At 71.7% G+C, this 19,605-nt stretch carries 17 protein-coding genes; 3 read left to right on the top strand and 14 right to left on the bottom strand.

The window, feature by feature from the left end:
* Nucleotides 1–4 precede the first annotated feature (4 nt).
* Genes coaD through ABIC29_RS06920 form a run of 3 tightly spaced genes read right to left on the bottom strand, consistent with a single transcriptional unit; the run spans nt 5 to nt 3,585 of the window.
* Complete coding sequence (gene coaD, locus ABIC29_RS06930; protein ID WP_116081465.1) at nt 5–496, bottom strand: pantetheine-phosphate adenylyltransferase; 492 nt, start codon at nt 494–496, stop codon at nt 5–7.
* A 51-nt stretch (nt 497–547) separates the two neighbouring features.
* Nucleotides 548–2,782: an ATP-dependent DNA helicase RecG gene (locus ABIC29_RS06925; protein ID WP_354243848.1), complete on the bottom strand. Its 2,235-nt coding sequence runs from the start codon at nt 2,780–2,782 to the stop codon at nt 548–550.
* A complete protein-coding gene (locus ABIC29_RS06920) occupies nt 2,779–3,585 on the bottom strand; it encodes a tetratricopeptide repeat protein (RefSeq protein ID WP_116081463.1) in 807 nt (268 codons plus the stop codon). The genes ABIC29_RS06925 and ABIC29_RS06920 overlap by 4 nt, the downstream gene beginning before the upstream one ends.
* 76 nt (nt 3,586–3,661) lie before the next feature.
* Between ABIC29_RS06920 and ABIC29_RS06915 the strand changes: the two genes are divergently transcribed.
* Nucleotides 3,662–4,273 carry an RsmD family RNA methyltransferase gene (locus ABIC29_RS06915; protein WP_354243845.1) on the top strand — a complete coding sequence of 204 codons (612 nt, stop codon included), beginning with the start codon at nt 3,662–3,664 and terminating at the stop codon, nt 4,271–4,273.
* Here the strand turns inward: ABIC29_RS06915 and thiL are convergent.
* Nucleotides 4,243–5,277, bottom strand: coding sequence for a thiamine-phosphate kinase (gene thiL, locus ABIC29_RS06910; RefSeq protein WP_199471522.1), 1,035 nt, complete (start codon nt 5,275–5,277; stop codon nt 4,243–4,245). The genes ABIC29_RS06915 and thiL overlap by 31 nt on opposite strands.
* Nucleotides 5,278–5,486: 209 nt before the next feature.
* Here thiL and ABIC29_RS06905 point away from each other — a divergent pair, with 209 nt between their 5' ends.
* Nucleotides 5,487–7,223 (top strand): VWA domain-containing protein, encoded by a 1,737-nt coding sequence (locus tag ABIC29_RS06905; RefSeq protein WP_147309159.1) that lies wholly within the window; start codon nt 5,487–5,489, stop codon nt 7,221–7,223.
* 84 nt (nt 7,224–7,307) lie between these two features.
* A complete protein-coding gene (locus tag ABIC29_RS06900) occupies nt 7,308–7,823 on the top strand; it encodes a DUF3515 family protein (RefSeq protein ID WP_116081460.1) in 516 nt (171 codons plus the stop codon).
* Nucleotides 7,824–7,905: 82 nt separating this feature from the next.
* Here ABIC29_RS06900 and ABIC29_RS06895 read toward each other — a convergent pair whose 3' ends face one another.
* From ABIC29_RS06895 to ABIC29_RS06850, 10 genes are all read right to left on the bottom strand, one after another.
* Nucleotides 7,906–9,009, bottom strand: a complete 1,104-nt coding sequence (locus ABIC29_RS06895; RefSeq protein ID WP_116081459.1) for a D-alanine--D-alanine ligase family protein — start codon at nt 9,007–9,009, stop codon at nt 7,906–7,908.
* Complete coding sequence (locus ABIC29_RS06890; protein ID WP_116081458.1) at nt 8,909–10,042, bottom strand: NAD(P)H-dependent glycerol-3-phosphate dehydrogenase; 1,134 nt, start codon at nt 10,040–10,042, stop codon at nt 8,909–8,911. The genes ABIC29_RS06895 and ABIC29_RS06890 overlap by 101 nt, the downstream gene beginning before the upstream one ends.
* Nucleotides 10,035–10,778 (bottom strand): lysophospholipid acyltransferase family protein, encoded by a 744-nt coding sequence (locus ABIC29_RS06885; RefSeq protein WP_354243840.1) that lies wholly within the window; start codon nt 10,776–10,778, stop codon nt 10,035–10,037. Before ABIC29_RS06885 ends, ABIC29_RS06890 begins: the two co-directional genes overlap by 8 nt.
* Before the next feature lie 40 nt (nt 10,779–10,818).
* Entirely contained in the window at nt 10,819–12,189 is a 1,371-nt protein-coding gene (murA, locus tag ABIC29_RS06880; RefSeq protein WP_116081457.1) for a UDP-N-acetylglucosamine 1-carboxyvinyltransferase, read from the bottom strand.
* Nucleotides 12,186–12,806, bottom strand: a complete 621-nt coding sequence (gene leuD, locus ABIC29_RS06875) for a 3-isopropylmalate dehydratase small subunit (RefSeq protein ID WP_116081456.1) — start codon at nt 12,804–12,806, stop codon at nt 12,186–12,188. The genes murA and leuD overlap by 4 nt, the downstream gene beginning before the upstream one ends.
* Nucleotides 12,806–14,254 carry a 3-isopropylmalate dehydratase large subunit gene (leuC, locus tag ABIC29_RS06870; RefSeq protein ID WP_354243836.1) on the bottom strand — a complete coding sequence of 483 codons (1,449 nt, stop codon included), beginning with the start codon at nt 14,252–14,254 and terminating at the stop codon, nt 12,806–12,808. The genes leuD and leuC overlap by 1 nt, the downstream gene beginning before the upstream one ends.
* A gap of 122 nt (nt 14,255–14,376) precedes the next feature.
* Entirely contained in the window at nt 14,377–15,012 is a 636-nt protein-coding gene (locus tag ABIC29_RS06865) for an FHA domain-containing protein (RefSeq protein WP_116081454.1), read from the bottom strand.
* A 9-nt stretch (nt 15,013–15,021) separates the two neighbouring features.
* Nucleotides 15,022–17,313 (bottom strand): transglutaminaseTgpA domain-containing protein, encoded by a 2,292-nt coding sequence (locus ABIC29_RS06860; protein WP_354243833.1) that lies wholly within the window; start codon nt 17,311–17,313, stop codon nt 15,022–15,024.
* A complete protein-coding gene (locus tag ABIC29_RS06855) occupies nt 17,310–18,608 on the bottom strand; it encodes a DUF58 domain-containing protein (RefSeq protein ID WP_354243830.1) in 1,299 nt (432 codons plus the stop codon). Before ABIC29_RS06855 ends, ABIC29_RS06860 begins: the two co-directional genes overlap by 4 nt.
* Entirely contained in the window at nt 18,605–19,573 is a 969-nt protein-coding gene (locus ABIC29_RS06850) for an AAA family ATPase (protein WP_199471380.1), read from the bottom strand. The genes ABIC29_RS06855 and ABIC29_RS06850 overlap by 4 nt, the downstream gene beginning before the upstream one ends.
* Nucleotides 19,574–19,605: the final 32 nt, after the last annotated feature.

Here is a 19,605-nt window from a genome sequence, read left to right as displayed (position 1 = left end):
TCGCTCATGGCGTCATCGCCGCGTGCAGGTACTCGGCGACGGCCGGCGGAACGTAGGGCGCGACGTCGCCGCCGAGCGCCGCGACCTGGCGGACGAGCGAACTCGACACGTGCGCGTTGCCGGGGTCGGGGAGCAGGAACACCGTCTCGACGCCCGCGAGGTGGCGGTTCACGATCGCCATGGGCGTCTCGTAGGCGACGTCGATCTGCGAGCGCACGCCCTTCACGAGCACCGTGGCGCCGACATCGCTGCAGTAGTCGACGAGCAGGCCCATGCTCCACGAGGCGACCACGATGCGGCCCTCGATGCCGGCGTCGGCGATGGCGCGCTCGATGAGCGCGACGCGCTGCGCGATGGGCAGCAGCGCGTTCTTGTCGGGGTTGTGCACGACCACGACATGCAGTTCGTCGAAGATGCCGGCCGCTCGCTCGATGACGTCGAGATGCCCCTTGGTGACGGGGTCGAAAGAACCGGGAACGACGGCGATCCGCTGCATACGCACCAGCGTAGTGCTCGGCGCCGACCGCGAAAGGGGTCGCGGAGAGTCTCAGCCCTTGCTCAGGAATCCGGTCGCATCGTCGTCGAGGCGGCGGCGCACCTCGGCCGCGAGCGCCGGATGCCGCTGCAGCGCCGGATCGGCCTCGAGCACCTCGCCGGCGATGGCCCTCGCGTCGGCGATGACGTCGCCGTCCCTGACCACTCGCAGGAGCTTCAACGACGAGCGCCCTCCCGACTGGGTCGCGCCGAGCACGTCGCCCTCCTGCCTGAGCTCGAGGTCGACGCGAGCGAGCTCGAAGCCGTCGAGCGTGGCCGCGACGGCGTCGACCCGCTGGCGTGCGAGGGAACCGGGCTCGGCGGCCGTGACCAGCAGGCAGAGGCCGGGCAGGCCGCCGCGACCGACGCGACCGCGCAGCTGGTGCAGCTGCGAGACGCCGAAGCGGTCGGCGTCGATCACGACCATGGCGCTCGCGTTGGGCACGTCGACGCCGACCTCGATCACCGTCGTCGCGACCAGCACGTCGATCTCGCCCGCCGCGAACGCGCGCATCGTCGCATCCTTCTCATCGGCGGACATGCGGCCGTGCAGCGGGGCCACCCGGATGTCGGCGAACGCGGGGAGCTCGGCGAGCTCGGCGAGCACCGAGGCGACCGAGGCGACCGGCCGTGCCGCGGCATCCGCTCCCGCGCCCTCCGAACCGACCGCGTCGGGGCCCGCCGGATCGGCCTCTTCGACGACGCGCGCCTCGATCGCCGGACAGACCACGAAGCCCTGCCGACCGGCCGCGACCTCTTCGGCCAGGCGCTCCCACACGCGCGAACGCCACCCGGGACGCTCGGCGAGCGGCACCACGTGCGACTCGATGCCGGCGCGCCCCGCCGGCAGTTCGCGGATCGTCGAGATGTCGAGATCGCCGAACACCGTCATCGCGACGGTTCGCGGGATGGGCGTGGCGGTGAGCACGAGCACGTGCGGCGGCTGCCGGCCCTTGAGCCGCAGCGCCTCGCGCTGCTCGACCCCGAAGCGATGCTGCTCGTCGACCACGATCAGGCCGAGGTCGGCGAACGACACGGTCTCGCCGATGAGGGCGTGCGTGCCGACGACGATGCGCGACTGCCCTGCCGCGGCACGCAGCAGCGCCTTGCGCCGCTCGGCCGCGGACAGCTGGCCCGTGAGCAGGGTCGGCACGAGCGTCGCCGAGAGCTCGGGGCCGAGCATGCGCACGATCGAACGCAGGTGCTGCGCCGCGAGCACCTCGGTGGGTGCGAGGAGCGCGGCCTGACCGCCCGAGTCGGCGACCGCGAGCATCGCCCGCAGCGCGACCACGGTCTTGCCCGAGCCGACCTCGCCCTGCACGAGCCGGTTCATGGGCACGGGCTCGCCCAGGTCGTCGGCGATCGCCTGCCCCACCTCGACCTGGTCGCCCGTGAGCTCGAACGGCAGCGACGCGTCGAACCGCTCGAGGAGGCCGCCGGCCGCGGGATGCCGCGCGGTCGTCGCGTGCGCCCTGAGCTCGGCCCGCCGCTGCAGCAACGCGGTCTGCAGCACGAGCGCCTCGGTGAAGCGCAGCGTTCGCCGGGCGGCCTTCCAGTCGGACTCGACCTCCGGCCGGTGCACGAGCTCGAGGGCACGCCGCTGCGCGAGGAGGCCGCGCGAGGCGCGCACCGTCTCGGGAATCGGGTCGGCCGCGGCATCCGTGGCCTCGAGTCCGTCGAGCAGCAGCGCGATCGCCTTCGCCAGCTGCCAGCTCGCCAGTGCGCCCGTGGCCGGGTAGATCGGGATGGGCGCCTCGGCCCAGCGCTTGACCGACGGGTCCGTCGGCGACGTCGGCGTCGCATCGTCGAAGAGCTCGTAGTCGGGATGCGCGAGCTGACGGGCGCCACGGTAGTCGCCGACCTTGCCGGCGAAGATGCCGCGCGCACCGGGCACGAGTTCGCGGGAACGCCAGGCCTGGTTGAAGAACGTGAGGGTGAGGATGCCCGTGCCGTCGGAGATCTTCACCTCGAGGATGGAGCCTCGGCGCGACCGCATCGTCCGCTCGCGCACCTCGATGACCTCGGCGACGATCGTGACGTTCTCGTCGAGCGGCAGGCTCGCGAGGGCCGTCAGCTCGCCGCGGAGCGCGTAGCGGCGCGGATAGTGGCCCAGCAGCTCGCCGACCGTGCGGTAGCCGAAGGCGCGCTCGATCGCCTGCGCCGTGCGGCCGCCGAGTGCCCCGGTGAGGCGTGTGTCGAGCGAGTACCTGCCGACAGCGGCGGAGTCGTCTGGCGCGTCGGCGGTCATGCCTCGATCGTAGGCTCCCCCGCCGTCAACGCCTCGATCTCGGCCTGCACGTACGGGTCGTCGGGCCGGAGGTCGGCGAGCGAGCGCTGCAGGTCGAGCGCCTCGTCGGTGCGGCCCAGCGTGCGCAGGCAGCGCCCCACAGACCACCGCGCGACCTGCTGCTGCTCCGGCGAGCCGTAGCGGTCGGCGAGCTCGACCGCGCGCTCGAACTCGACGAGTGCGGCCGCGGCCCGGCCGCCGTCGTGCTTGACCCAGCCGAGGTTGTGGTGCAGCGCGATGCCCCAGCGCAGGGTGCGCGGGTCGCGACGGTCCTCGAGCAGGTCGATGCCCTCGGCCGCCCACTCCTCCTCGTGGCCGGCGTCGTTCAGCGCGAGCATGTGCAGCGCGTCGAGCACGAGGAACGCCGACCCGGCCTGCGCCGCCTCGCGCACCGCGAGCGTGAACTCCGGCACCGCCTCGGCCGGACGGTGGTCGGCGGCGAGCAGCCGCCCACGCTCGATCGCGACCCTGGCCCGCACCTCGGAGGGGATCCCGGTCGGAACCTCGCCCTCGAAGAACGCCGCCACGTCGTCGAGCACCGCGGTCGCCTCGTCGTCGAGCCCCTGCAGGCCGAGTGCGCGCGCGAGCTGGGTCGCCATCACGGCGCGCTCGTGCGGCGAGCCGGCCCGATCGTCGACCGCGGAACGGAACCGCTCGGCACTCGCCGCGGCGTCGCCGAAGTCCCACAGCCGGTCGATGAGGGCCTGGTCGACGGGCTCGAGGCGGACGGGGTCGACGCGATCGCGGGAGGTAGGGGCTTCCACGCTCCCATCATGGCAGCGCACGCCGCGGGGGTCACGTCCTCGCTGAGCTGCGACGCCCCGGTATGCTGCCAGCAGCATGACGCGCATCATCGCCGGCGCCGCCGGTTCCCTGTCCCTCGCTGTGCCGCGCTCCGGCACGCGGCCCACGAGCGACCGCGTGCGCGAGGCCATCTTCTCGGCGCTCGAGGCCCGCGACGCGATCGACGGAGCGGTCGTGCTCGACCTCTACGCCGGCTCGGGCGCACTCGGCCTCGAATCGGCCAGCCGCGGCGCCGCCGAGGTCGTGCTCGTCGAACGCGCGAAGCCGGCGGCCGACGTGTGCCGGCGCAACGCCGACGCGGTCGCGCGGGCGATCGGCCGTGGCGCGGCCCGCATCCGCGTGGTCGTGAAGCCCGTCGCCGGATACCTCGAGACCGCTCCCGCCGGGGTCGACCTCGCGTTCATCGATCCGCCGTACGACCTCGACGAGGGGGCGGTCGCCCGGGACCTCCAACTGCTCGCCCCGCTGCTCTCGCCCGACGCGCTCGTCGTCGTCGAACGGAGCTCGCGCTCGCCCGAACCCGCATGGCCCGCCGGCATCGAGCTCGAGCGCCGCCGCGACTACGGCGAGACCACGCTCTGGTGGGCGACCACGTCGGGCGAGGCCGCCGACGACGATCAGCCCGAGCGTCCGTCCCAGCTCGAGTAGGGGTCCCACCCATCGGCCTCGATGTCGCGACCGTCGAGCAGCATGCGCCCGGCCCCCTCGACCACGCGACCGATGACCTCGAACGGCTTCGGGATGTCGCCGCCGGCGGGGAACGTCGCGAGCATGCCGTGATCCTCGCCGCCCGCGAGTGCGAGCCGGACGCCTTCGACGTCGTCGCCCAGCGGGGCCGAGTCGAAGTCGAACGCGACCCCGCTCGCCTCGGCGATCCGGCGCCCGTCGCGCGCGAGCCCATCGGACACGTCGAGCATCGACGTCGCTCCGGCCTCCGCCGCGATGATGCCCGCCAGTACCGGCGGGGAGGGTGCGAGCTGCGCCCGAAGCAGGTCGGGCTCGCGCTCGCGCAGGACGGCGGCGAGCGTCGCGTCGGGCTCGCCCGCGGCATCCGTCGCCTCGGCGAACAGCAGGGCGAGACCGCGGGCCGCGTCGCCGCGCCTGCCGGCGTGGGCGATCACGTCGCCGACCCGCGCACCGGAGCGGAGCACGGGTGCGCGACCCTCGAGGTCGCCGAACGCGGTGACCGCGATCGTGAGCACCGCGGAGGCGGAGAGGTCGCCGCCGACCACGCCGGCGCCGGGCGCGAGCGCCGCGAGCCCCTCGCGGAGGCCGTCGGCGATGCCCTCGAGCACCGAGACGCGCGTCGACGGCGGAGCCGCGATCGCGACGACGAGCGCCGTCGGCCGCGCGCCCATGGCCGCGACGTCGGTCAGGTTCGTGGCTGCGGCCTTCCAGCCGAGCTCGAACGGCATCGACCAGGCGAGCCGGAAGTCGGGCCCGTGCACGAGCAGGTCGGTCGTCACGACGAAGCGGCCGTCGGATGCCGCGACGAGCGCCGCGTCGTCGCCCGGTCCGAGCAGGGCGTGGCTGCCGGATTCGAGGCGCGGCAGGATGCGGCGGAGCACCGCGATCTCACCGACCTCGCCGGTCGTCGGGTCGTCGGGCGTCGGCTCGGCGTCGCGAGCGGCATCCGTTCGATCGGCGGGCACGGAGTCGGGTGAGACGGACACGCGGCAAGCCTAGGACAGCCCGACTCCCGCATGTTTCCGCCTGTCCCCCGATCGGGGCACATGTCCGGCAAGTAACGAATGCTTACAAAACCTGGCCGCCTGCCGTACGCTGAACAGGCCTCCCCCAGGCCGCGATACCCGAACCGCGGTGGCTCAGACGTTGCTCACCGTGCCGCAATGGAGCCCCAGTGAGTCGACGAAGCGAACGAGCCGAACGCGAGCAATCGCGCCGCCACCACCGCCACGTGGTCATGATGATCGCCGCCGGCGTGGTCGGCGTGGCCCTCGTGGGCGGCGCGGGAACGGCATGGGCCAGCGGTTCGCTGAGCGCCTGGCTCGCCGCCGGACCCTCCTGCGACGAGCGCATCGCGCTCACCGTGGTCGCCGACACGGCGATCGCCCGACCCGTCAAGGCGATCGCAGCCGAGTACGACGCGCGCGAGGACGCGTGCTCGCTCACCGAGGTGGTCGCGCAGGACAGCGCCGACACCGCGGCCCTGCTCGCCTCGGGCAACGGCTCCGACATCGACGCGTGGATCCCCGACTCCCCCGTGTGGCTGGTGCGCATGGCCGCGAGCGCCCGGTCGCTCGGTCGAGACGTGCCAGACCTCGCCCTCGAGCGCTCGATCGCCTCGAGCCCCGTCGTGTTCGCCGCACCCGTGAGCGGTGCCGAGGCCCTCGCCGGTCGCCCGCTCAGCTGGGGCGACGTGCTCACGGGCGACCTGCCGGCCCTCCTCGCCGACCCCGAAGCCTCATCCGCGAGCCTCAACGGTCTGCAGGCCATGGAGCGCGCCACGCCGATCGGGCAGGCCAAGCAGTTCCAGAACGCGATGATCCGGCTCAGCGACGGCGCTCCTGCGCGAGTCGATGCCGCGTTCGGCTCCCTCGCCGTGAGCCCTCCCGGCACCGTCGCCATCGCGAGCGAGCAGCAGGTCGCGATGCACAACCACGACGACGCGTCGACGCCGCTGCTCGCGCTCTACCCCTCCGACGGCACGCTCGCGCTCCAGTTCCCCTTCCTCCGCATGCTCGACGAGTCCGAGCTCGCGAAGAACCTCGGCGCCGACGGGAAACCGACCGACGACGACGACGGCGGGCGCGCCGAGCTCGAGCAGCGCGCGCAGCAGCTCGACGCCCTGAAGATCGCCCTGTGGGACGCCTCGGACCGGTTCGCCGCCGAGGGGTTCCGCGACGGCACCGGCGGTGGCGAGCTCGAGCAGGACGGCGTGATCGCCGACGCGACCGAGGTCGGGTCGGCCGCGGCATCCGCCCAGGTCTCGATCCTGCGCACGTGGGGCGTCGTGAGCCTGCGTTCGCGCATCCTCTCGGTCATCGACGTGTCCGGATCGATGGAGGAGCCGACGATCACGGGGCTCCGGCGCATCGACCTGCTCGAGCAGGCCGCGGCGACCACGATCTCCCAGCTCTCCGAGGCCGTCGACGTCGGCGTCTGGGCCTTCTCGACCGCCCGCGTCGGCGACCAGGACTGGGAGGACCTCTCCCCCATCGAGCCGCTCGCCGACGAGGCGCACCGCACGCAGGTGCTCGACGTGCTCGCCTCGCTGCCCGGCCGGCTCGGCGGCGCGACCGGGCTCTACGACACCACGCTCGCCGCCGTGCAGCAGGTGCGCGCGGCCTACGATCCCGAGACGGTGAACTCGGTGCTGCTGCTCACCGACGGGCGGAATGAGGACGACAACGGCATCAGCCGCGACCAACTGCTCGCCGAGCTCGCCGCCATGGCCGAAGACGGGCAGCAGGTGCCCGTTGTGCTCGTCGGCATCGGCCCGGACACCGACCTCGAGTCGATGCGCCTCATCGCCGAGGCCACTGGCGGCGCCGCGTACTCGGCCGAGCGCCCCGAAGACCTGAAGACCGTGCTGACCGACGCGCTGTCGCAGCGCTCCTGCCGCCCGAACTGCTGATCCGGGGTCCGAAGCGCTGATCCGGGCCCGAACCCGCTGGCCCGGCGTCCGAAGCGCCGAGCCCCGCGCGGTACGCTGGAGCGGATGTCTCAGCACCCCGTCATCCCGTCGCGCCGCCGTCGTACCCGGGTCGCCGGCATCCTCCCGGCCCTGCTCGCGTCGGCCGCAACGACCGCCCTCACGGGCTGCACCCCGATCGTGAACATGCAGGCCGCGCCCGAGGCGACCGACGTCTCCTGCGCCGAGCTGAGCGTGCGCCTGCCCGACGAGGTCGCGGAACAGGCGCAGCGCGAGACCGACGCGCAGGGCACCGCGGCCTGGGGCGACCCGGCCTCCGTGCTCCTGCGGTGCGGGGTGCCGCCGATCGGACCGACGACCGACCGCTGCGTGAGCGTCGACGGCATCGATTGGGTCATCGACGAGTCCGACCCGCCCCGCTACCTCTTCACGACGTTCGGTCGCACGCCCGCCGTCGAGGTGCTCGTCGACAACGACGTCGTCTCGGGCACCACCGTGATCTCCGACCTCTCGACAGCGGTGTCGGTGATCCCGGCCGAGGGCGCCTGCACCTCCGTCGACGACGCCCTGCCGGTCGACTGAGCGACCTCCGCTCCTCGAGACGAGAACGGCGCCGGGATGCAGGTGCATCCCGGCGCCGATTCGTCGAAGCCCGCGCGTCGCGTCAGCGCGAGCCGCGCGCGTGGCCCACGTCGATGAGCTCGCCGATGAGTTCGGGATAGCTGAGCCCCGTGTTGAGCCAGCAGGTCGGGAACATCGAGATCGGCGTGAACCCGGGCATCGTGTTGATCTCGTTCACGACGAAGCCCTCGTCGCCGAGGAACACGTCGACGCGCGCGAGGCCCTCTGCCCCGATCGCCTCGAACGCCCGCACGGCGATGCGCTCGAGCTCGAACGACTCGCCGTCGCCGAGTTCTGCAGGGCAGACGAGGTCGACGCCGGGAGCGTCGAGGTACTTCGCCGCGAAGTCGTAGAACTCGCGGCCGGTGACGACGACCTCGCCGGCCACGCTCACGCGCACGCCCTCACGCCCCTCGAGCACGGCGATCTCGATCTCGCGACCCGGAACGGCCTGTTCGACGAGCACCGTGCGGTCTTCGGCGAACGCGACCTCGAGGGCCGCGTCGAGCTCCGCCCAGTCGGAGACCTTCGTCACGCCGACGGACGAGCCGGCACGGGCGGGCTTGACGAACACCGGCAGCCCGAGGCCGCGCACCCGGCGGTTCCACAGCTCGGCGTCGTGCTCGAGGGCGCCGCGCGTGAGCGTGACCCACGGCGCGACCGGGATGCCGGCGGCTTCGAGCGCGGTCTTCGTGAAGTGCTTGTCCATGCCGACGGCGGATGCGAGCACGCCGTTGCCGACGTACGGCAGGCCGACGAGCTCGAGCAGGCCCTGCACCGTGCCGTCCTCCCCGAAGCGGCCGTGCAGGATCGGGAAGACGACGTCGACCTCGCCGAGCGAACGCTCGCCCGCGACGCCTGTCTCAGCGGACACCGTCGTCACGCGGAGCTCGCGCGATGCCGCACTCTCGGGCCAGCGCACGCGCGACCCGTTGTCGACGACCTCGGGCAGGTGGCCCGGGTCGAGGGCGAAGCGGGACGGGTCGTCGCTCTCGAGCACGAAGGCACCCTCGCGGGTGATCCCGACGGGGATCACCTCGAAGCGGTCACGATCGATCGCCCCCAGGACTCCGCCCGCCGTCGCGCAGCTGATCGAATGCTCGCTTGAACGCCCTCCGAAGAGCAGAACCACCCTGAGCTTGTCCATCCATCGTCCTTTCGCCCTGCGGCTCGTCATCGGTCGTGAGGTGAGGGGCGAGGTCGCGCGGCGCGAGCGTGCCGGCGAGCACCTGGCGCACCTGCTCGACGATCGGCATCTCGACGCCCTTTGCGCGTGCCAGTTCGAGCACGGGGCCGACGGACGCGAGGCCCTCGGTGGTCTGGTTCATCTGGTTCACCACGTCGGCGAGGTGGTAGCCCTGGCCGAGCAGGCGGCCAGCGGTGTTGTTGCGCGACAGCGGCGACTGGCTCGTGGCGATGAGGTCGCCGAGGCCCGCGAGGCCCGAGAGCGTTTCGTTGTGGGCGCCGTAGGCGACGGCGAAGTCGGTCATCTCGACGAGTCCGCGCGTGATGATCGACGCCTTCGTGTTCTCGCCGTAGCCGACGCCGTCGACGATGCCGATGGCCACCGCGATGAGGTTCTTCAGCACGCCGCCGAACTCGGTGCCGATGACGTCGGTGTTCACGAACGAGCGGAAGTACCGGTTGCGGGCCACGGATGCCACGGCCTGCGCCGTCTCGAGGCTCGACGAGGACACGACGGCCGCCGTCGGCTGCTCCTTCGCGATCTCGAGCGCGAGGTTCGGGCCCGAGATCACGGCGATGCGCGAGGCGTCGATGGGCAGGACGTCGGCGATGACCTCGCTCATGCGCAGGCCCGTCGACTTCTCGACGCCCTTCATGAGCGAGACGATCGTCGCGCCGGCCGGCAGGAACGGCTCCGCCGCGATGAGGTTCTCGCGCAGGGACTGGCTGGGCACCGACACGAAGACGTGCTCGGCGCCCGCGAGCGCCTCGTCCAAGCGGCTCGTGGCGCGCAGACCCAACGGGAGGTTCACGCCCTGGAGGTAGTCGCTGTTGCGCTTGGCCTCCTGGATCTCCTTGGCGAGCTCCGGCCGGCGCGCCCAGATCACGACATCGGCACCGCCGTCGGCGAGGATCTTCGCGAACGTCGTGCCCCAGCTGCCGGCGCCGAGCACGGCGACCCGCGTTCCGCGAACGGACTTGACCGCCCTAGCCATCGAGTCGCCCCGTCTCCTTCTGGCCGTGCTTGGTGGGATCCCACCGCTCGGCGGGAGCCGGCTCGCCGCGCAGCTCGGCGAGCAGCGCCGCGATGGCGTCCATGAGCTCGCCGGTCGCCTTGAGCAGCGAAGCCTGGTCGAGCGGCTTGCCCCGGTACGCCGAGAGGTCGAGCGGCTCGCCGATGATCACGTCGATGGTCTTGCGTGGGAAGACGCTGAGCTTCTTGCCGTAGCGCCCCATGAGCTCCTGCGTGCCCCAGTGGGCGGCGGGCACGATCGGGATGTCGCGCTCGAGCGCGATGCGCACGGCGCCGGTCTTGCCCCGCATGGGCCACAGGTCGGGGTCGCGCGTCAAGGAACCCTCGGGATAGACCACGACCATGCGCCCCTTCTCGACGAGCTCCTCTGCGGCCCGCAGCGCCGCATGGCTCTTGCTGCCGGCGCGCTCCACCGGGATCTGCCCGGAGGTGCGCAGCAGCCAGCCGAGCACGGGGTTCTTGAACAGCGACGCCTTGGCCATGAACCGCGGTGCACGACCGAGCTTCCAGCTGACGACGCCCATGACGACGGGGTCGATCTCGCTGTAGTGGTTCGGGGCGAGCACGAACGCACCCGCCTGCGGCATGCGCTCTGGGTGGCGGAAGCGGAACTTCACCGCCAGGTTCATGATGGGCAGCACCAGCACCGCGAGCAGCCAGAAGAACGACGGGCGGCGGGTCTCCGAACGCGCCTTCACAGGATGGACGGGAGACGGGTCGTCGTGTTGCACTCACCCATTATGCGTCGAGTTCGAAGTCCGCCCCGAGGAGCTCGAGCTTCGTGATGAAGTTCTCGTACCCGCGCGCGATGATGCCCACATTCGAGACCGTCGACCGGCCGTCGGCCGTGAGCGCCGCGATGAGGTGGCTGAAGCCGCCGCGCAGGTCGGGAACCTCGATGTCGGCGCCCGTCAGCTCGGTCGGGCCCGAGATGACGGCGGAGTGCTTGAAGTTGCGCTGGCCGAACCGGCACGTCGCCGATCCGAGGCACTCCTTGTGCACCTCGATCGAGGCGCCCATCTCGACGAGGGCGTCGACGAAGCCGAAGCGCTGCTCGTACACGGTCTCGTGCACGATCGAGACGCCCTTGGCCTTGCTCAGCGCCACGACGAGCGGCTGCTGCCAGTCGGTCATGAAGCCGGGGTGCACGTCGGTCTCGATGATGACGGGCTTCAGGTCGCCGCCGGGGTGGAAGAAACGGATGCCGTCCTCTTCGATGTCGAAGTCGCCCCCGACCTTGCGGAAGACGTTGAGGAAGGTCAGCATCTCGGCCTGGCGGGCACCGCCGACGAAGATGTCGCCCTCGGTCGCGAGCGCGGCCGCGGCCCAGCTCGCAGCCTCGTTGCGGTCGAAGAGCGCCCGGTGCGTGTAGCCGCTGAGCTTCTCGACGCCCTCGATGCGGATGACGCGGTCGGTGTCGACCGTGATGATCGCACCCATCTTCTGCAGGATGTTGATGAGATCCATGATCTCGGGCTCGATGGCCGCACCGGAGAGCTCGGTGATGCCGTCGGCGAGCACCGCGGTCAGCAGCACCTGCTCGGTCGCACCCACGCTGGGGTAGGGCAGTGCGACCTTCGCGCCGTGCAGCCCGTCGGGCGCCGACATGCGGATGCCGCTCGGGAGCTTCTCGACGATGGCGCCGAAGTTGCGCAGCACCTCGAGGTGGTAGTCGATGGGGCGGTCGCCGATGCGGCACCCGCCGAGGTCGGGGATGAACGCCTCGCCGAGGCGGTGCAGCAGCGGGCCGCAGAACAGGATCGGGATGCGGCTCGACCCGGCGTGCGCGTCGATGTCGGCGATGTGCGCCGTCTCGACCGCGGTCGGGTCGAGGATGAGCTCGCCCTCGATCGGGCCGTCGGTGACGGTCACCCCGTGCACCTCGAGCAGCCCGCGCACGATGCGCACGTCGCTGATGTTCGGCACGTCCTTCAGCACGCTCGGCCCATCGCCGAGGATCGCTGCGACCATCGCCTTGGTGACGAGGTTCTTCGCGCCCTTCAGTTCGATGCGCCCGACCAGCGGCTTGCCGCCGTTGATCGTGATGCGGTCGACGCTCAGTCCGACCGCGGTCGCGTGGTTCTTGGCATCCTGCCCGAGTGTGTTCACAGAGTTCCTGATTCCGCCGGCTCCCGGATGGGGAGTGTCTTCGGCCGCCAGGCCTCTCGATGCGTCTCGAATTCGGCGATCGCCGCTTCGTCACGCAGGGTGAGCCCGATGTCGTCGAGCCCTTCGAGAAGCCTCCACCGAGTGTAGTCGTCGATGTCGAACGGGACCGTCAGCGTTCCGACGCTGACCGTACGAGCAACAAGATCCACCGTCACCGCTATTCCCGGGGTGCCCTCGATGACCTCCCAGAGTCGCTCGACGTCCTCGTAGGCGACCTGCGCCGCGAGCAGGCCCTGCTTGCCCGAGTTGCCGCGGAAGATGTCGCCGAAGCGCGAGCTGATGACGACGTCGAAGCCGAAGTCGCGCAGGGCCCAGACGGCGTGCTCGCGGCTCGAGCCCGTGCCGAAGTCGGGGCCGGCGATGAGCACCCGGGCGCCCTGGTAGGCCTCCTGGTTCAGGATGAACTCGGGGTCCTGACGCCAGGCGTGGAACAGCGCGTCGTCGAAGCCGGTCTTGGTGACGCGCTTCAGGAAGACGGCGGGGATGATCTGGTCGGTGTCGACGTTCGAGCGGCGCAGCGGTGCCGCGATGCCCGTGACGGTCGTGAACTTCTCCATCAGCGCACCTCTCCTTCGGTCTGCAGATCCCAGGGGCTCGAGAGCGTGCCGCGGATGGCGGTGGCCGCGGCCACGAGCGGCGACACGAGGTGCGTGCGGCCGCCCTTGCCCTGCCGGCCCTCGAAGTTGCGGTTCGAGGTGGAGGCGCAGCGCTCACCGGGAGCGAGCTGGTCGGGGTTCATGCCGAGGCACATCGAGCAGCCCGCGAAGCGCCATTCGGCACCGAACTCCTCGAAGACCTTGTCGAGGCCCTCGGCCTCGGCCTCGAGTCGCACACGGGCGGACCCGGGGACGACCATGACGCGAACGCCGTCGGCCTTCTGCTTGCCCTTGATGATCGAGGCGAATGCGCGGAGGTCTTCGATGCGGCTGTTCGTGCACGAGCCCATGAACACCGCGTCGACGCGGATGTCCTTCAGCGGCGTGCCCGCCTCGAGGTCCATGTACTCGAGCGCCCGCTCGGCGGCGGCGCGCTCGTGCTGGTCTTCGATGGCGGCCGGGTCGGGAACGTTCTCGGAGAGCGAGACGCCCTGCCCGGGGTTGGTGCCCCAGGTGACGAAGGGCTCGAGCGCATCGGCGTCGATGAACACCTCGGCGTCGAACTCGGCGCCCTCGTCGGTGGCGAGGGTCTTCCAGTACTCGACGGCCGCGGCCCAGTCCTCGCCCTGCGGTGCGTGCGCACGGCCCTCGAGGTAGTCGAAGGTCGTCTGGTCGGGCGCGACCATGCCGGCTCGGGCACCCGCCTCGATCGACATGTTGCAGATCGTCATGCGGCCGTCCATCGAGAGCGCTCGGATGGCCGTGCCGCGATACTCGAGCACGTAGCCCTGCCCGCCGCCCGTGCCGATCTTCGCGATGACGGCGAGGATGATGTCCTTCGCGGTCACGCCGGGCCGGAGCGCGCCCTCGACGTTGATCGCCATGGTCTTGAACGCCTTCAGCGGCAGCGTCTGCGTGGCCATCACGTGCTCGACCTCGCTCGTGCCGATGCCGAACGCCATCGCGCCGAACGCACCGTGCGTCGAGGTGTGCGAGTCGCCGCAGACGACCGTGATGCCGGGCTGCGTGAGCCCGAGCTGCGGGCCCACGACGTGGACGATGCCCTGCTCCTTGTCGCCGAGCGAGTGCAGGCGGATGCCGAACTCGGCCGCATTGCGGCGGAGCGTCTCGATCTGCGTGCGGCTCGTGAGGTCGGCGATCGGCTTGTCGATCGCGAGGGTCGGCGTGTTGTGGTCCTCGGTCGCGATCGTGAGATCGGGCCGACGCACCGGCCGGCCGGCCATGCGCAGGCCGTCGAAGGCCTGTGGGCTCGTCACCTCGTGCACGAGGTGGAGGTCGATGTAGATGAGGTCGGGCGTGCCGTCCTCGCCCTTCTTCACCAGATGGGCGTCCCAGACCTTCTCGGCCAGGGTGCGCGGGCGTGCAGTTGCGATGTTGCTGTTGGTCATGCGTTCGTCTTCCTCGGAAACAGGGAACGGCCGACGACGGACTCCGCGACGGGAACGGCCTAGAACGAGGCCCCGCCGCGGCACCGAAGGAGAAGACGTCGTGTGGCGCGCATGGTCACAGGCTACACCGTGCTGCCGGGGGTCCGGCGCAGCGTCAGCGCGAGGTCGCCCAGCCGGACGGTCGCCCCGACCTCGAGCTCGGCGGGCGCCCCGGGGTCGAGCACGGTGAGTTCGCCGCCGCCGGCCTGCACCGCGACGCCGTTCGTGGAGTGCAGGTCGGTGATCACGATCCGCCCCTCGCGGACCTCGATGAGCGCATGCGTCTTCGACACCGTGCGCGTGGGGTCCACGAGCGCGATCGGCGTGGCACCCGCGTGTGCGGCGTCGATCGCCGGGTTGCGTCCGACGACGGCGCGGCCGACGATCTCGACGGTCTCGCCCGCCGCAGAGGCGAGGCTGAACGACGGTTCGGTCTCGGGCACGGGCGCGGCGGGTCGAAGCGCCGCCGGCATGGCGAGGGATGCCGCGGGCGGGCCGCTCGGCAGCGGCGTGAACGTCGGCAGCGAGCGCCCTGGCAGCGCCCGAACGGTCTGGTCGCCGTGTTCGGCCGGCTGCGCGGGCGGACGGGTGTACCCCGTCGGCCCCGGCACGTCGACGATCGCCGCGTCGGGCGTCTGAGCGTCGGGCTCGGGCGCGTCCGGCTTCGGCGCCTCGGGAATCAACCCGGGCGGCGGAACGATGAACTCCGGAGGGACCACGCAGGCAGTCTACCGACGTCGGCGCAGTCGGTAGCGGGCGATGAGCCGGCGCGAGCGCCCGACCGCCGCCGACACGACGGCCGCCGCGGCATCCGCTTCGCTCCAGCGCTTCACGACGGTCTCGGAGGCGACCTCCTCGCCGTCGAAGACGTCCCGATCGACGCTCGCCGCGAGCGCGGTCAGGCGCAGCGCTCCGGGATCCGCGTCCGGCAGCACGCCCTGATCGGCCGCCTGTCGCTCGAGGGCACGGGCCGTCTGCAGCCGCGACGCGCGCTCGGGCGGTTCGAAGCCGAGTTCGGCGTAGCGGTCGATGAGCTCGTCCCACGCCGCGGCCGCAGCGACCTCGTTGTCGCGGCCGAGACGGCGACGACGACGATGCTCCTTCGCCGCCGCGACGAAGAGCATCGGCAGGAACACGATCGCGAGCGGGATGCCGATGGACGCGAGGGCGACCCAGACCCAGCCGGGCACGGTGAACGGGCGATCGCGCTCGTCGTCGTCGGTGTCGTCGATCTCGACGGTGGAGAGCAGGTCGTCTTCGACGCTCTCGGAGCGCGGCGGCTGGCGGACCTGCGGCTGCGGCTCCGACTTCGGCTTGGGAGTCTGCTCCTGGGGCACGTCGACCTGATCGGGTGTCGGACGGAACGAGACCCAGCCGACGCCCTCGAAGGGCACCTCGACCCAGGCCGTCACGTCGTCGCCGAGCACCTCGACGGAGTCCTGGCCCTCGGAGATCTCGGGGGCGAAGCCCATCACGACGCGCGCCGGGTAGCCGAGATGGCGAGCCATGAGCGCCATCGCCGATGCGTACTGCTCCTCGTCGCCGACCATCTGCGTGCGCGTGAAGAGCTCGATGAGCCGGTCGGCCCCGTGGCCCGCCCGGGAGGCCACCGAGTCCGAGGCGAGGCCGTGGCTGAGGAAGCCGTTCGTCTTGAGCCCGCGTTCGATGTTGCGCAGCTGCTCGATCGGGGAGGCGGCGTCTCCGGCGTACTCCTCGCCCTTGGCCGCGACGACGTCCGGCAGGTTCTCGACCGACGGCAACTCCACGCGTGCCACCGGCACGTCGAGGAGCGCGTCGTCGCCGGGCTCCTTCTGCATGCGCGAGTCGAGGCGGTACCTCGCCCCCTCTGCGACGCCGCTCGTGAGCACCGCCGTACCGGCCGCCGCGTTGTAGCGCAGGTCGCCCGATCGGTCGGACGAGCCGGCGTCCTCGAGCTCGAGCACGGTGCCGTAGCCGACCGTCGGCAGCCACACGTCGTCGTACGCCTCGACGTCGACCTCGATCGATCGGTCGCTCCCGAGGGACGCGAGGGGCGGCTCGGGCAGCGTCGGTCCGGTGATCGCATAGCCGCCGGTCGAGTCGGAGTCGCCGGGGCCGGCGACGTTCCACAACCGGCCGGTGTACGCGTTCATGGTGGCGAGCCGGATGGTGTCGCCCGGCTCGAGGCCGGTGACCGTGAAGAGCGGCTCCTCGGCGAGGGTCTTCGTGTACGTGCGGAAGCCGGCGAGCGGACTCGGGAACTCGAGCGGGTCGAACGGCGGCACGATCTGCTCCCGGAGCACGAAGCGATCCTGCGACACCGGCGTGAGCGCGAGGCCGGCGATCGCCCCGATCACCACGGCGCCCGCGACGACGACCGCCGAGCCGCGCAGTCGCTGCATACGGAGCCGCCTGGCCCCTGCGGCATCCGTCTCGACGTCGGCCTGGCGGCGCCAGGCGAGCCAGACGAGCGCGATCACGGCGAACGCCACGCCGCGCACGCCCGCGAAGAACGCCTCGTCGGTGCCGAGGAGGATGCCCGAGAGGAAGAGCAGGACCGGCCCGATCAGGATCACGGCGCTGCGCATGACCGTGCGTCGTCGCGGCAGCCAGCGGAGCACGAGCATCGCTCCGACGAGCGAGACCAGCCAGGCGGCGAAGTACGGCAGCGCCGCAAGGTAGTACGGCGCCTCGACGGGCGTGCCGATCGTGACGATGTCGGCCCAGCCGTAGACCGCGCCCAGCGCGAGTCCGGCGAGCGACGCGAGGCTCGGGAGCACGAGGAACAGCGCCTGGTCGGGCATCGTGAACGGCGTGCCGAGCAGGAAGTACGCGGCCAGGGCGACGAGCACCGTCGGCAGGACGCCGAGGCGCAGGAGGGTGCCTGCCACCGCAGCGGCGATGCCGATCACGAGGCCGGCGACCGCGGCCACGAGGAAGTCGAGGTCTCCGAAGCTCGTCTCGTAGCCGGCGATGGCGAGCAGCGACAGCACCGCCAGCACGACGAGATCGATCACGGCGGAGCGCGGAATGCGGGTCACGGGCGCACCTTCCCGACGAGCCTGGCGAGGTCGGACAGCGCTCCGACCGTGACGACGGTGGTGCCGGCGACCTTCGAGATGCGCGAGACGGCGCCGTCGTCGACGCGGAAGCCGAGCACCTGGGTGTCGGAGGAGAAGACGGTCTCGGCTGCACGGAACTCCGCGAGCGGCAGCCCGGACCCGGTGACCATGATCGCCACGCTGGCGGGCGCGAGTCGCCTCGTGCCCGCCCTGGCGAACTCGCGAAGCGACGGGTAGGCGCCGGATGCCGGCTCGATGCGACTCATGTCGTCGAGCAGCACCGTCGGGGTCGCGGTGCGCAGCGCCGACGCCTCCGTCAGGACGTCGACCCTCGTCGAGTCGCGGATCACCTGGACGGCGATCGACGCGAGCACCGAGACGCCGAGCTCGAACTCGTCGTCGGACGCGTAGTGCGAACGTTCGGTGGACTGGAGCAGCACGAGCTGCGACCGCCTGGTCTCCTCGAACTGGCGGACCATGAGGGTGCCCGTGCGCGCCGAGGTGCGCCAGTGCACGTTCCGCAGGGGGTCGCCCGGCTGGTACGCCCGGAGCGCGTGGAACGAGATGTCGTTGTCGGTGATCGTCTTCGTGATCTCGCCCTCGAGGTCGCGCACGAGGCCGGCGGCCGAGGGCTTCAGTCGCGCCGTCCGGGGGTGCACGAACAGTTCGACGGGCTCGGTCCAGCGCACGATCCTGCGGAGCAGTCCCAACTGGTCGCCACGGACCGAGACGGCGGGGCCGGCGACGATCACGGCGCGACGGTTCGTGGGCACGGCGAAGAGCTCCTCGTGCTCGCCGCCGGCCGGCAGCGACGGGACGATGAACTCGGCGAGGCCCGCCCCGACCGGCAGTTCCATGCGCGACGGGATCGACGCGGCGTCGCTCAGGTTCTCGACGCCGAGGCGGCCGAAGGCGCGCTCGCCCGCGACGACCCGGCTCGGCTGCAGGGCGACCTCGACGCGGTAGCGCATGCGGCCCAGCGTGAACGGGATGCTCACGAGCAACGCCGCGAGGAGCGTGGCGCCGACGAAGACGAACTCGATCCAGCCGAAGCCCCAGGCGATCAGGAACGAGATCGCCGCGGACGCGAGCACGAGCCATCCGGCCGTGGAGACGGTCGAGGTGACGGGCTCGCTCCACGATCGGACGCGGCGCGCCGCATCCGTCGTGACGGACCCGGCGGACCGAGCGGATGCCGCGAGCGAACGCCCGACGGCCCGTGCGGCGATGCGCGCCTGCGACGGGGGTCGGGGCGCGCGCGGCTCAGTGCTCATGCGGCTCGGTACGCGGGCGGTGCGACGTCGGCCAGGACGGAGGCGACGATGTCTTCCGCGGTCGTGCCGGCGAAGTCGGATTCGGGGTCGACGATGATGCGGTGCGCGAGCACGGACACCGCGAGCTCGCGGACGTCGTCGGGCGTGACGTAGGTGCGGCCGTGGGCGATCGCCCACGTCTTGGTCGCGCGTGCGAGCGCGAGCGCCCCGCGCATGCTGACGCCGAGTGCCGAGTCCTTGTGATCGCGGGTCCCGGTGACGATCTCGTTGAGGTAGCCGAGCACGGCCGCGTCGACGTACACCTCGGAGGCGAGCTGCGCCATCGTCGTGACCGAGCTCGACGCGATGATCGGCGAGACCTTCGAGGCACGGGCACGGTTCGCGGAGTCGAGGAGCAGCGTCACGGCGGTCTCGTGGTCGGGATAGCCGAGCGAGGTCTTGATGAGGAAGCGGTCGAGCTGCGCCTCCGGCAGCGAGTAGGTGCCGGCCTGCTCGACCGGGTTCTGCGTCGCGATCACCATGAACGGGCTGCCGACCTCGTAGCTGACGCCGTCGACCGTGACCCGGCCCTCCTCCATGACCTCGAGGAGCGAGGACTGCGTCTTCGGGCTGGCGCGGTTGATCTCGTCGGCGAGCACGATCGAGGCGAAGATCGGCCCGCGGTGGAACTCGAAGTGCCCCTTGCCCTGGTCGAAGATCGTCACGCCCGTGACATCCGACGGCAGCAGGTCGGGGGTGAACTGGATGCGCGAATGCGTGCCGTCGAGCGTGTTCGCGAGCGCCTTCGCCAGGACCGTCTTGCCCGTGCCGGGGAAGTCCTCGAGCAGCACGTGGCCGTCGGAGAGCAGCGCGGTGACCACCAGCTCGATGGTCGGCCGCTTGCCGAGGATCGCCTGGTCGATGTTGTCGACGAGCTTCGAGAAGGCGTCCTCGAACCAGGCCGCCTGCTCCTGTGTCACTGCCATGGGTTCTCCTTGGTGGGTCGTTGCGTGGTGGA

Origin of the sequence: Agromyces sp. PvR057 (genome assembly GCF_040547485.1) — a bacterium.
GTDB lineage: Bacteria > Actinomycetota > Actinomycetes > Actinomycetales > Microbacteriaceae > Agromyces.
This window is presented reverse-complemented; position numbering and strand designations above follow the sequence as displayed.